Origin of the sequence: Halanaerobium sp. DL-01, from assembly GCF_003338615.1 — a bacterium.
Classification (GTDB): Bacteria; Bacillota; Halanaerobiia; order Halanaerobiales; family Halanaerobiaceae; genus QPJE01.
In genome coordinates, this window is the sequence record NZ_QPJN01000041.1 from 1 (window position 1) to 13,535 (window position 13,535).

15 protein-coding genes and 1 tRNA gene are annotated in these 13,535 nt (G+C 34.3%); 15 read left to right on the forward strand and 1 reads right to left on the reverse strand.

The genetic code is table 11. The annotated features are described in order from the left end of the window. The first annotated feature begins 121 nt into the window (after nucleotides 1-121). The 5 genes from DER71_RS10745 (at nucleotide 122) to pyk (ending at nucleotide 4,170) form a co-directional block, all read left to right on the forward strand. Complete coding sequence (locus DER71_RS10745) at nucleotides 122-598, forward strand: small multi-drug export protein (RefSeq protein ID WP_114458912.1); 477 nt, start codon at nucleotides 122-124, stop codon at nucleotides 596-598. A 122-nt stretch (nucleotides 599-720) separates the two neighbouring features. Then, complete coding sequence (mtrB, locus tag DER71_RS10750) at nucleotides 721-942, forward strand: trp RNA-binding attenuation protein MtrB (protein ID WP_114458913.1); 222 nt, start codon at nucleotides 721-723, stop codon at nucleotides 940-942. A gap of 76 nt (nucleotides 943-1,018) precedes the next feature. Then, on the forward strand, nucleotides 1,019-1,192 hold the full coding sequence (locus DER71_RS12120) for a hypothetical protein (protein WP_199505618.1): 174 nt from the start codon (nucleotides 1,019-1,021) through the stop codon (nucleotides 1,190-1,192). A 203-nt stretch (nucleotides 1,193-1,395) separates the two neighbouring features. Then, entirely contained in the window at nucleotides 1,396-2,394 is a 999-nt protein-coding gene (gene pfkA, locus DER71_RS10755; protein WP_114458914.1) for a 6-phosphofructokinase, read from the forward strand. A 21-nt stretch (nucleotides 2,395-2,415) separates the two neighbouring features. After that, on the forward strand, nucleotides 2,416-4,170 hold the full coding sequence (gene pyk / locus DER71_RS10760) for a pyruvate kinase (protein ID WP_114458915.1): 1,755 nt from the start codon (nucleotides 2,416-2,418) through the stop codon (nucleotides 4,168-4,170). Between the two features lie 57 nt (nucleotides 4,171-4,227). Here pyk and DER71_RS10765 read toward each other — a convergent pair whose 3' ends face one another. Then, entirely contained in the window at nucleotides 4,228-5,100 is an 873-nt protein-coding gene (locus DER71_RS10765) for a pyridoxamine kinase (protein ID WP_114458916.1), read from the reverse strand. Nucleotides 5,101-5,330: 230 nt separating this feature from the next. Between DER71_RS10765 and DER71_RS10770 the strand changes: the two genes are divergently transcribed. From DER71_RS10770 to DER71_RS10815, 10 genes are all read left to right on the forward strand, one after another. Beyond that, on the forward strand, nucleotides 5,331-6,269 hold the full coding sequence (locus DER71_RS10770; RefSeq protein WP_114458917.1) for a radical SAM protein: 939 nt from the start codon (nucleotides 5,331-5,333) through the stop codon (nucleotides 6,267-6,269). A gap of 109 nt (nucleotides 6,270-6,378) precedes the next feature. After that, nucleotides 6,379-7,173, forward strand: a complete 795-nt coding sequence (locus tag DER71_RS10775) for an amino acid ABC transporter substrate-binding protein (RefSeq protein WP_114458918.1) — start codon at nucleotides 6,379-6,381, stop codon at nucleotides 7,171-7,173. 13 nt (nucleotides 7,174-7,186) lie between these two features. Next, on the forward strand, nucleotides 7,187-7,828 hold the full coding sequence (locus DER71_RS10780) for an amino acid ABC transporter permease (protein ID WP_114458919.1): 642 nt from the start codon (nucleotides 7,187-7,189) through the stop codon (nucleotides 7,826-7,828). A gap of 15 nt (nucleotides 7,829-7,843) precedes the next feature. Then, the gene (locus tag DER71_RS10785) at nucleotides 7,844-8,581 is read left to right on the forward strand and encodes an amino acid ABC transporter ATP-binding protein (protein WP_147267771.1); all 738 of its coding nucleotides are present in this window, start codon (nucleotides 7,844-7,846) and stop codon (nucleotides 8,579-8,581) included. A gap of 172 nt (nucleotides 8,582-8,753) precedes the next feature. Beyond that, nucleotides 8,754-9,503, forward strand: coding sequence for a phosphatase (locus DER71_RS10790; protein ID WP_114458921.1), 750 nt, complete (start codon nucleotides 8,754-8,756; stop codon nucleotides 9,501-9,503). 35 nt (nucleotides 9,504-9,538) lie between these two features. Beyond that, nucleotides 9,539-10,495, forward strand: coding sequence for a TIGR01212 family radical SAM protein (locus DER71_RS10795; protein WP_114458922.1), 957 nt, complete (start codon nucleotides 9,539-9,541; stop codon nucleotides 10,493-10,495). 235 nt (nucleotides 10,496-10,730) lie between these two features. Further along, nucleotides 10,731-11,363 carry a metallophosphoesterase gene (locus tag DER71_RS10800; protein WP_114458923.1) on the forward strand — a complete coding sequence of 211 codons (633 nt, stop codon included), beginning with the start codon at nucleotides 10,731-10,733 and terminating at the stop codon, nucleotides 11,361-11,363. 51 nt (nucleotides 11,364-11,414) lie between these two features. Further along, on the forward strand, nucleotides 11,415-12,422 hold the full coding sequence (locus DER71_RS10805; RefSeq protein WP_114458924.1) for a hypothetical protein: 1,008 nt from the start codon (nucleotides 11,415-11,417) through the stop codon (nucleotides 12,420-12,422). Between the two features lie 9 nt (nucleotides 12,423-12,431). After that, nucleotides 12,432-12,507 (forward strand) — tRNA-Gly (locus DER71_RS10810). Between the two features lie 21 nt (nucleotides 12,508-12,528). After that, a complete protein-coding gene (locus DER71_RS10815) occupies nucleotides 12,529-13,305 on the forward strand; it encodes a hypothetical protein (RefSeq protein ID WP_114458925.1) in 777 nt (258 codons plus the stop codon). The last annotated feature ends 230 nt before the right edge of the window (nucleotides 13,306-13,535 follow it).

Consider the following 13,535-nt stretch of genomic DNA (forward strand, 5'->3'; position numbering starts at 1 on the left):
TTATTCTGGAACAGGGGATTTTGAGCGAAGAAGAGCTTGAGGAAATTCTAAATCCATTTGAAATGACAGAACCAGGTATTGCTGGGAAAAATCTCTTAAACTGTGAGGAATCCGAATTATAATGGAAGCAGTATTTTATTTTTTCAGCAGCAGATTAAGTGAGGAATGGGCGGTTTTTTTAACAGCAATGCTGCCTTTTATAGAATTAAGGGGGGCAGTACCACTTGGGATTTCCCTTGGAATAGCTCCTCTTAAAGTATTTTTCCTGGCTGTTTGCGGCAATATAATTCCTATTATACCACTGCTTTTTCTGCTGAATCCTGTGCGCGAATTCCTGATAAAAAGATCAGAAATAATGAATAAATTTTTTGAATGGCTTTATAATAGAACAATTAGAAAGAGCAGTAATGTAGAGAAATATGGTGTGCTGGGATTGATACTTTTTACCGCAGTACCCTTTCCTACAACCGGTGCCTGGACAGCCAGTCTAGCTGCGGTAATTTTTAAAATAAAATTCAGTTATTCTTTTCTTTCTATCAGTATAGGAGTTTTAGCAGCAGGTATTGCTGTCACTCTAATGAGTCTGGCCATTATTTAGGTTTACAATTTTTTATCTAAAGCAGCTGAAAAGTTTATCCAGTCTGTGGACTTGTGAAAAGGTTTATTACTTAATTTATATTTACTTTTATGTTAAATATTAACAATAAGGAGGCTTAAACTATGGACGTTAATGCAGATTATATTGTGATTAAGGCTATGGAAGATGGAGTTACAATTATCGGCCTGACCAGAGGGAAAGACACAAAATTTAATCACACAGAAAAGCTTGATGCAGGAGAAATTCTTGTTGCACAGTTTACCGAAAATGTTTCGGCTATTAAAATTAGAGGAAAAGCTGAGGTTTTGACAAAACACGGTGAAACTTTTTCTGGAGGTATTTAATACTAATTGGCTGCTGTCTGAACACTAGCTGCTGTTTATTGTTGATTAATCCAAAAAAGAATGGAAAGGAGAAAATATGTGGCAGGTTGTTTATATAGCTGGCTCAGAAGATGAAGCAGAAGAAATTTTGATGAATATGGAAAAAGAAGGATTTATGGTAGAAATAGAATCAGCAGGTTCCAGCTGTTTTCAAATAAAGGTTCCGGCTGGAGAAGCAGAAGATGCTTACACTTATTTAAATGATATATAAAATTTTCGAGTGAAGATAAAATATAAAATAATATATGTAATAATCCCAATTATATAATATAATATATGAAGTGAAGTACAAAAAACATGAGTAAGCAATAAATGAAAAATATAATGGTTTGGTGATTTAAAAAAATATTTTGCAGTCAGCTTAAGCAGGAATCAAGCTAATATGAGCTGTAAAAATAGATGGAGGTTAAGACTATGAAAAAAATCGGTGTATTAACAAGTGGTGGTGATGCTCCTGGAATGAATCCAGCGATTAGATCGGTTGTCAGAACTGCCATTTACAATAATCTAGAAGTTGTAGGGATAAAACATGGCTATTTAGGTCTGATTGAGAAGGATTTTTTTCCAATGCAGAGAGGATCAGTAGCTGATATTATTCAAAAAGGTGGTACAATATTATTTACTGCCAGATGCAAAGAATTTCTAACAGAAGAAGGAAGAAAAATAGCCTATCAGAATATGAAGGAAGAAAACATTGAGGGGCTTGTGGTTATTGGTGGTGATGGTTCTTTAAGAGGAGTACAAAAAATTAATGAAGAATCCGATATTAAGGCAGTAGGTATTCCAGGGACTATTGATAATGATCTTTCCTGTACAGATTACACTATTGGTTTTGATACTGCCATGAACACAGTACTTGATGCAGTAAATAAAATACGTGATACTGCTACATCTCACGAAAGAACTTTTGTTATAGAATGTATGGGCAGAGATTCTGGATATTTAACAATGATGGCAGGTCTTGCCGGGGGAGCTGAGTTTATCCTTGTACCGGAGATACATTTTACACCAAAAGAGGTGACTGATAAGATTATCCAGGGGTTTGAACGCGGAAAGCTTCACAGCATCATATTAATTGCTGAAGGTGTTAAAGCACCATTTGTTGATCTTGAAGCCTACAATGGCAGCCCCGGATTTGCTCTTGGAGACATCATTAGAGAATATACGGGTATGGAAACCAGAGTTACAATACTGGGTCATCTGCAGAGAGGAGGCAGTCCCACTGCAACAGATAGAATTATTGCCAGCAGAATGGCTGCAGAAGCTGTAAAACTCCTGTTAAAGGGAAAACGAAATAAGATGGTAAGTTATGTTAATAATTCAATTGAATACTGTGAGATTGAAGATGCAGTGGCAGCTAAACAGGAAATAGATATGGATATATACAAGCTGGCACATATTTTGTCATTATAATAAAAGATTTGGGGGATGAAAATGAGAAAAACAAAGATTGTGTGTACACTTGGTCCAGCAACCAATGATGAAGAAACGATTAAAAAACTTGTTGAGGCCGGAATGAATGTTGCTAGAATGAACTTTTCTCATGGAAACCATGAAGAACATCTGAATAGAATTAATCTTGTTAAAAAAGTTTCTAAAGAAACAGGGATACCGGTGGGCCTAATGCTTGATACTAAAGGACCAGAAATTAGAACCGGTGATATGGAAGGCGGAAAAATAGAGCTCGAAACAGGATCAGAAGTTATTATATCTAAAGAAGACGTGCTGGGGACCTGCGAAAAATTTTCGATATCTTATAAAGAACTAGCCGAAGATGTGGAGATTGGTCAGGAGATTCTTTTGGATGATGGATTAATTGAATTAGAAGTTACAAAAATAGATGATGAGAATGTCATAACAAGGGTAAAAAATGGGGGAGAACTTGGTTCAAAAAAAGGTGTTAATTTACCCGGAGTAAAGGTTAATCTTCCAGCTCTGATTGATAAAGATATTTCAGATATTAAATTTGGTGTTGAACAGGGAATTCATTTTATTGCTGCTTCTTTTGTAAGAAAAGCAAGTGATGTTATGGAGATCAGAAAGATCCTTGAAGAAACAGGTAATGAAAATATATTTATAATAGCAAAAATAGAAAATCAGGAAGGTGTAGACAATATTGATTCTATTCTGAATGTTGCTGATGGAATTATGGTAGCAAGAGGAGACCTTGGAGTTGAAATTCCAGCAGAAAAAGTGCCAGTAATACAGAAAATGCTGATTAGAAAATGTAATCTAGCTGCCAAACCTGTTATTACAGCTACACAGATGCTGGATTCAATGATAAGAAATCCACGTCCCACTCGTGCAGAAGCTTCTGATGTTGCCAATGCGATTTTTGATGGTACTGATGCAACAATGCTTTCTGGAGAATCTGCAGCAGGGAAATATCCGATAGAATCAGTAGAAACTATGGCAAATATTGCTCTTGAAGTAGAAGCATCATCGACATATCAGGAGAAATTTAACCTCACCAGCCACAGTAAAACAGATTCTATTACTGAAGCAATAAGTCTGGCAACCTGTGAAACTGCAGGTGAGCTAGGTATAGAGGCAATTATAACTTCTACAGGATCTGGATTAACTGCCAGAACTGTTTCTAAATTTAGACCTATGACTCCAATAATTGCAGTAACTCCAAGCCGCAGAGTTCTTTATCAGCTTACATTAAGCTGGGGAATATATCCACTTCAGGCTGCCAGAAGCAGTACCACAGATGAGATGATGGATAATGCTATTTCGGCAGCACTTGACCATGGTTTGATTAAAGATGGAGATCTTGTAACGATCACAGCTGGTACACCTGTCGGTATACCAGGTACAACTAACTTGATAAAGATTGATGTTGTCGGTAAACCGGTAACTGAAGGACAGGGTATTGGAAAAGGTATAGTTATAGGTAAAGCAAGAACAGTAAGTTCTGCTGAAGAAGCAGAACAGAAAGTGGAAGAAGGAGATATTTTAATTGCTCCAATGACAGACAGAAATTATATTTCAGCTATGAAGAAGGCAGCAGCAGTAGTAACATACGGTGGCGGCTTGACCTCTCATCCAGCGATTGTTGGACTCAATTTAGGAATACCTGTTGTGGTGAATGCGGGAGATATTTCTGATGAGTTTGATGATGGAGAGATTATTACAGTTGATGGTGTAAGAGGACTTGTCTATAGAGGTCAGGCACATCTGAAATAAAAGAAACAGTAATAAAATTTTAAAGGAGTTTCCCGAATAGGGAAGCTCCTTATTAGCTCAAAACAGCTCATAACTATGATTTATCACAGGGGCTTTTAAGTTTTCCAGTACTCTTTCCAGCATAACTCCATCTCTATTATCATAATCATAACCATAAGTTGTTTTGATAGCAGTAGATGTAAACTGAACTGAACGGCTGAGGGCCAGAGGGAGGCTGTCACCCTGCAGCATACTTCCTACCAGAACACTGGCAAATATATCACCAGTTCCCGGATAAAATGTGGGTATATAATCACAGTCAACGCGCCAGAATCTTTCATCATAATTGTTATATGCAATTACAGAGGTTTTTTTTGCAGAAATATTGTAGGGCATACTTGTTATAATCACTATTTCTGGCCCCATATCTGCCAGCCTGTACAGATGATTTTTGATTAATTTTTTATCCATTTTTAGTGGATATTCTTCATTCAGAAGAAAGGCAGCTTCTGTCATATTTGGGGTGATAATATCAGCATGTGAAACAAGTTCTTTCATTTTTTTAACCATATCATCTGTATAGGTAGCATATTTTTTTCCATCATCACCCATTACCGGATCCACTACTACAAATTCACTATCTTTACCAAAAAAATTGATAAAATCAGCCACTATATCTATCTGTTTAACAGATCCTAAAAAACCGCTGTAAATACTGTTAAAATTAAGGTCTAATTTTTTCCAGTGGGCTATGTATTCTTCAAGGTGTTCTGTTAAATCAATAAACTTATAATCAGTAAATCCTCCTGTATGAGTGGAAAGTATTGAAGTGGGAACAGGACAGACCTGAATACCCATAGTCGATAGAATTGGAATGATTACTGTCAGTGATGATCTGCCAAATCCTGACATATCGTGTATTGCAGCTACTTTTTTTACTGGATTTTTCATAATAATCTTCCTTTCTTATGTTTAAAATAATTTTTGTTTAATATTCTTTCTATCATATTATCTGCCATATAGTATTATATCATCTGATAAAAAATATTCCACATTAAATAATCAAATGAGTTTTCCAGTTTCTATTTTAGGAGCAAATAATTTGAAAAAAATGCTCAGAGAGAATATAATGGCATTAATGAACATATGTTATCAATAATTTATAAAAAGGAGCATAAAAAATGAAAATTTTTGGACCTGTACCATCACGACGATTGGGTCAGAGTCTTGGTGTCAATATAATTCCACCTAAAATATGCAGTTTTTCCTGTGTTTACTGTCAGCTCGGTAGAACAAAAAGGATGAGAATAAAAAGAGAAAAGTTTTATGAAGTTGACGAGGTAGTAAGAGAAGTAAAAAAAAGTTTAAAAAAATTGAAAAAGGCAGAAGAAAAAGTAGATTATCTAACCTTTGTTGCTGATGGAGAACCAACTCTGGACATTAATTTAGGTAAAACTGCGGCTGAACTGAATAAGCTGGGAGTTAAAACAGCAATTATAACAAATGGTTCTCTAATGGCCGATAAAAATGTCCAAAAAGAAATGCTTAATTTTGACTGGGTATCTCTAAAATGTGATGCAGTCAGTACAGATATCTGGAAAAAAGTTGATAGACCACATGCAAAATTGAATCTGGAGGAGATTCATAAGGGTTACAGAGAGTTTGCAAAAAAATTTAAAGGAGCCCTCACTACTGAAACAATGCTGGTAAAAGGAATAAATGACTCATTAGAAGAGTTGAATAAAATTGCTTTATTTGTTTCCAAACTAAACTCAGGTGTTACATATGTGGCTGTTCCAACAAGGCCGCCGGCAGAAAAGGATGTAAAAGGACCTGATATTGAAAGGGTAAATGCTGCAGTACAGATATTTAAAGAAAAAGGAATTAATACAGAATACCTGATAGGTTATGAGGGCAATCAATTTTCCAGCACCGGAAATATAAGAGAAGATCTTTTAAATATAACTTCTGTCCATCCTCTCAAAGAAGAAGCGGTAGAAGAGCTGCTCAAAAAGTGTGGAGCAGAATGGATTGATGTGGAAAAATTGATATCAGAAGAAAAGATAGTTAAAGCTGAATTTAATGGAGAAGATTATTTTGTAAGAAAACTTAAAGATTAAAATTTTTTTATGAGAAAATTGTCAATATAAAAAATATTGATGTATCACTTTACAATAATAAAGTAATAAAGTATAATAGAAAAAAGTATTTCATTAGGAGGAATAAAATATGAAGTCAAGAATAAGTCTAATAATTTCTATTATTTTAACTGTTTTAATTGTATTAAGTGGTGCAGTAGTGGCAGAGGATTCACTGGCTGAGATTCAGAAAAAAGGAAAGATTGTACTTGGCCTTGATGATAGTTTCCCACCAATGGGTTTTAGGAGTGAAGATGGTGAAATTGTAGGTTTTGATATTGATCTTGCCAGAGAAGTTGCAGACAGGATGGGGGTAGAGCTTGAATTAAAACCTGTTGAATGGGATGGTGTAATTTTAAGCCTCAAAAATGGTATGATAGATGTAATCTGGAATGGATTAACTATCACTCCAGAAAGAGAGAAAAGCATTGATTTCAGTAGACCATATATTGCCAACAGACAGATTATAATTGTTCAGGATGATAGTGAAATTAAAAACAAATCAGATCTTGCAGGTAAAGTTGTAGGTATTCAGCTGGGAAGCAGCAGTGTAACAGCTGTAGAGTCAGAACCTGAAGTTCTGGAAAGTTTTAAAGAACTACGCAAATTTTCCAATAATACTGAAGCACTGCTTGATCTGCAGTCTGGAAGAGTAGATGCTGTTGTTGTGGACGAAATTGTTGGACGCTACTATATGAGCAAAAGGCCGGGCCAGTTTAAAGTTCTGGAAGAAAATTTTGGACGTGAAGAGTATGGAATTGGTGTTAGAGATGGAGCTGACAGCTTCCGAAAAGCACTCAATGAAACACTTGAAGAAATGATAGAAGATGGAACTGCCGCAGAAATTTCAGAAAAATGGTTCGGAGAAGATATTTTACTCAAGTAGGAGGCTTTAACCGGTGGACTATATACTGAATGTATCCAGTTATATTTTAGAAGGAAGTATAGTAACATTTAAACTATATATTATTACAGCAGTTTTTTCTGTATTACTTGGAGTACTTGGAGCACTGGGGAAAATATCTAAATTTAAATTTCTGCAGACGATTCTTGGGATTTATACCTGGATTTTTCGCGGTACGCCACTGCTTTTGCAGCTGTTTTTTGCATATTATGGTCTGCCGGTAATAGGTATTACTCTGCAGCCGTTTCCGGCTGCAGTTTTAACTTTTATTATTAATTATGCGGCATATTTTACGGAAATTTTTAGAGCCGGTATTGAATCTATTGATAAAGGCCAGTATGAGGCTGCACAGGTTCTTGGATTAAATTACCGTCAGACTATGACAAGGATTATTATTCCTCAGACTATAAAAAGGGTACTTCCACCAACAAGCAATGAAGCTATAAACCTTGTTAAAGACAGTGCACTTGTTGCAGCAATAGGGCTGGGCGACTTGCTGAGGGCAGCAAAGGTAGCCGTAACCAGGGATTTTTCTATAGTACCATTTATAATAGCTGCAGTTTTTTATCTTTTGATTAGTTCAGTAATTGTTACAGTTTTCCGCAAACTCGAGCAGAAATATTCTGTTTACGAATAGGTGATGTAGTTGGAAATGATTAGAGCAGAAAAAATAAATAAAAGTTTTGGTAAGTTAAAGGTTTTAAATGATGTCTCTTTTGAGGTTCAGCAGGGTGAAGTTATTTCTGTTATTGGCCCTTCTGGATCAGGTAAAAGTACTCTTTTAAGATGTTTAATAGGTCTGGAAGAAATTAACGGTGGAGAAATCTTTGTTGAAGGAATATCAACAGAAAAAGAAGGAAAAAAAGCCTTTAGAAAAATGGGTATGGTATTTCAGGGATTTAATCTTTTTCCCCATAAAACAGTGCTGGAAAATTTAACTGAAGCTCCACTGATTGTCAAAAAAGAAGACAGGAAGACTGCGGTACAAAAAGCCAGAACTTTATTAAAAAAAGTTGGACTTGGAGATAAAGAAGATTCTTATCCTTCTCAGCTGTCCGGTGGACAAAAACAGAGAGTTGCAATTGCGAGAGCTATGTCAATGGAGCCGGATATTATGCTTTTTGATGAACCAACATCTTCTCTTGACCCTGAACTGGTTGGAGAAGTATTGAGTGTAATTAGAGACCTGGCAGAAGATAAAATAACTATGATGGTTGTAACTCATGAGATGGGTTTTGCCCGTGATGTTTCTGATAGAGTATTTTTTATGGATCATGGGAAAATAATCAGTGATACTGTACCGGAGAAAATATTTGTAAATCCGGAATCAGAAAGAATACAGGCATTTTTAACAAAAATATTAAATGAAAACAGAGGCTCTCATCAGTGAGGGTCTTTTTGCATCTATAAAAATAATTTTGGGGCACTCTATTTATTATTTTACTTGAAATATGAGACTGATGTGTTAAAATGTTTACAGTAAATTAACTTTAAGTCAATTTTAATTTAATAATACTTCTATAAGATTATAATAACAATAAAAAAGGGAAGTGATAAGTTTGATGAAAATAGAAGCAGATCTTCACACACATACGGTTCACAGTGGGCATGCATATTCTACTTTAGACGAAATGGCCAGAGGTGCTTTTTTGCGGGGTATACGGATGATTGCTGTTACAGACCATGGTCCTAAGATGCCCGGGGGTCCACACGAATATTATTTTGGCAATCTTGATGTAATACCTGAGGAAATTTATGGAGTTAGGATATTAAAAGGAGTTGAGGCCAATATTCTTGATGATGGAAGACTGGATCTTCCACAAGAACTTTTAGAAAAGCTGGATTTTGTAACTGCTGGTATTCATTCACAGACTGGGCACAGTTTAAACAGCAGTGAAGAATATACTGATGCTGTAATAAAAGCAGTGCAGAATCCGGCAGTGGATATGATAACACATCCAGTCCAAAAAAACTATCCACTTGATTTAGAAGCACTGATAAAAGCAGCAAAAAAATATAATACGATTTTAGAATTAAATGCTGGCTCTTATAATAAAAGAAAAACTTTTGAAAGAGCCAGAAAAGAAAATTCACTTAAATTGTTAAAACTGGCCGGCAGATACAGAGTAAATCTTGCTGTTAACAGTGATGCGCATTTTCATGATGAAGTTGGAGAAATTTCTTCACTGGATTTTCTCTTCAGCAGTGATTATATGGATGAAAAGCTAATTATAAATAAGAATACAGAAAGAGTTATAAATTTTCTAAGCAGGAAAAAGCAGGGATTATTTACCAGAAAAATTACTGGATAATCTCTGGTTTATTTAATTTAATGAGGTGAAAATTTATGGAACAGCCGTACTATAAATACTCTCATTTTTTGAGAGAAAAATATGGAGAAAAGACATATAAACTGCCGGTGAATCTTCCTACTACCTGTCCAAATAGAGATGGTAACCTTGATTCAGCCGGCTGTTATTTTTGTGGTGAAAATGCTGCCGATTTTGAAATGCTGCCAGATACAATGTCTGTTAAAGAACAACTGTTAGAAAATAAAAAATATATTGGAGAAAGATATGGTGTAAATAATTTTATTGCCTATTTCCAGAACTTTACCAATACATATCTGCCGCTGAATAAATTAAAAAATTATGTTCAGCAGGCAGCAGAAGTTGATGGTATTGCGGCGGTATATTTTTCTACAAGACCAGATTCTATTAGTGACAAATATATCAGCAGTTTAGAAAAAGTAATTGAACAAAGTGGAAAAAACATTAATCTTGCTTTTGAATTTGGTCTGCAGACTGTAAATTACCATACCCTTACATCAGTTAACAGAGGACATACTCTGGCTGAATTTTTGGATGCACATCTTACAGCAAAAAAATATAATTTAGAAACAGGTGCTCATTTAATCCTAAATCTGCCGGGAGATAATATGCTGGATGTGAGAGAATCAGCTCGTATTTTATCTGCCTTAAAAGTGGACCATGTTAAACTGCATGCCCTTTATATTAGAGAAAAATCTATTTTTGGAGAAAAGTATAAAAAGGGAGAGATAGATCTTATTTCACTGGAAGAATATATAGAAAGAGTAATTGTATTTTTGGAAAATCTGTCACCGGATATTGCTGTTCAGAGACTTTTGGGCAGAGCACCTGGGAATGAAACTTTATTTGTAAACTGGGGCAGAGAATGGTGGGAAATACATGATATGATTATAAAAGAAATGAATAAAAGAGGAAGTTATCAAGCTAAAAGGTTTGATTATCTGGATGGGAAGACATTAAAGAAGTTTAGATAAACAGCTCAGTTATATGATAGAAATTTATCATGTGTTTAGTTGAGATTATTATACTAAAATTTCAATATTCCTACATCTTTTTTTCAACATAATCTAAAAATGGGCAAACTTCTTGTTGCTATATTTGTTGCAACTTTAGATATTTTGTATTATAATTATTAGTATAAATAGAATAGTATGACTGTAACTTAGTATTGCTGGATAGTAAAGTATTTAGAAGCTGAGGAGTGATATTATGGGTTCTTTTTTCAAGAAAGCAGCATCAGATTTTATGGAAAAAATATTCCATAAAAACTGTGAATTTCCAGCAGATGTAAAACAGTCTGCAGAAGTAAAGATTCTGCATATAAGTGATACTCCTGAATGCATATATCCATATATTTATAAAGTTGTAGAAAAGAGCAGTGCAGATGTAATAATTCATACTGGGGATCTGGTTGATAATATTAAACTGGAATATGAACCTGAGCGCTACAGATCAAAGTATAAGAAACGATCTGCCGATTTTATATCTAATCTGGAAAAACTAACTGATGCTAGAATTATCTATGTGCCGGGGAATCATGATATTAACAGTATTCTGTTTGATAATATAAATCGGAGTGAGATTTGTTTAGAGGGAAGTGTTATAGAAGTAATGGGAGTAAGTATTGGTCTTGCCCACTATTCAGAAAAACTGCCGCAAAATGCGCAGATAAATTTATTTGGACACAATTATGATAGACCTTTTTCCGAAAACAATATCTATCTAAATGGTATATTTAATATTAACTGTATTCTGCTTCCTTCCTGTCAGATATATACAATAAATTATCCACACCTGGCAGAAAAAGGTAGAAAATTAAACAGTAGTTTTTCTATGATTTAAAGAAAATATTATCTAAAAGTTTAGACAAAAAATTTCTAGGAGGTCAATTAAATGAATTTTGTCCGTTCAGGACCTCAATATCTTTTTTTAAAAGCTGACTGTTCTCATGAACTGTCAGAAAAATTAGTTGAAAGATTTAATGCGGAAATAATGTCATTTCCAGCTGCGGTAGAAATTGCTCAGGAAGATTCTGTTATTGCATTTATAGTTGCTGCTGAAAAAAATACAAAAAAGGTGAAAAATGCAGATGAAATTCTATATATTTCCTGCAGTCCGCTTAAATTGATGGCAGAGCTGATTAATAATACTGAAATTGCTAAACATATAGAATCTTTGGAAACAGGGCCAGGACAGCTGGTAATGAGAATTCCTAAAAACGGAGAAAAAATTATAAAAAAAATAAAAGAATCTTATGGAGCAGAAGAAACTTCCATTCTGGAAGGGATAGATAATGGAGACTCTGATTCTACTATTATTTCTTTTACCGACCAGGCCATCAGATCAAAAATAATGTCTATGGCTTATGTTTTAAATAATATTCTTGTAAATAAAACGCCTGCTTCAGTTTTTAATGAACTCAGGCGTGATGCTGTACAGTATATTACTCAAGGAATTGACAATACAGAGTGGTATGAGCTGAAAATAAATATTTATGATTCTGATGAATTATATGATCTGGAATATGAAAGACTGCTGACTATTTTATCTGATTTGGAAGTTGGAATAATCCTTGGCGAATCCTGGACAAAAGATCATGCTTTTGCTCTGTTTTCTATTACTGCCTATCAGCTTAGACTGTTTACTTTTTTATCTCCTCTTGAAATAAAAAAGATTTTAATAGGATTTGAATATAATGAGGCAGGAGAGCGGTTGGTAGATTATGATTTATTTCATAAAAGTGATAAAATAAACTGGAGCCAGCTGGCTGAGGGAAAAGGAAAAGTAGATAGAAAGGCTGTTGCAAAAAAATTTAGACAGGAAGTACTGGAACAGCTTACTGATACAGCTAAAAAAAGGTATTATGATCTGGAAAAAGAGATTACAGAAAAATCCAAATAGAGCAATAGTGCGGACATAACTCAGCTGGTAGAGTGTTAGCTTCCCAAGCTAAATGCCGCGGGTTCGAATCCCGTTGTCCGCTCCATATCTGGAGGTGCAGAAATTTATGAAGAAAAAATTATCTTTTTTATTGATTATTGGTCTAACTATATTTTTAATTGCTGGCGGTATGGTATCTGCTCAGTCAGCAGATGAAGGTTTAAATGAAGTCATAACTGCTGAAGATGGAGAAGAATCAGATAGATTCGAAAACTTAACAGCTTATTTAGATTTTTTAGAAAGTGAAAAAGAACTAGATTCACTGGATAGAATAGTATTAGAAAAGAAGTTAGCAGATTATTATGGCGAGGATGAAGAAGGTGGTCTTGAATTTACAACCATTACAAGTGTTATCGACAGGTATATTACAGATGAAATTGATTTAGGTCAGAGCTTTTTTATATTAAATAATTTGAATGAAGCTGTTTTAAATGGATTTAATGAGAAGAATATGGTAGACACTCTTAATAACTTTCACTCTGATGAAAATTCAGGACAGTTATTTTTTCAGACTGCTCTTGAAATGAGAAAATTAAGCAGAGTAGATAAAGATGCAGAATTTAGCGAAAAATTTTCTAATGAAATTTCTTCTTTGCTTGAAAAAAATGGGAAACTGGAAATCTCTGAGTTAAAAAAAATGGCCAGCACATATAGAAAAGAAGCACGTGATAAAGAAAGAGAAGTAAATAAAATAAATAATAATCACGGATTTGAAAAAAATAATAATGATAATAATGGAGTGAAACCTAATAAAGGAAATAATGATAAATCAAATGATAAAAAAAATAAAGATAGAGGTAAATCAAATCACTCCAGTGGAAAAGCAAAAGGAAAGAATAAGTAGCAGAAGAAATTAATAATAAATAAAGAATGCAAAGGTTTTCCATCCTAAACACATGGGGAACCTTATTTTAGTTGTAATAATAAGATATTAATATTTTTAGATAATAATGAATATTATTTAACTGGACTTTCCCCATTTTTTATATACTGCTGCAAAAAGGGGAGATGCAGGAATATTGAAATTTTTAGTCAATGAATCTTAACGAAATGAAGGAAGAAATAGGGCTGAAC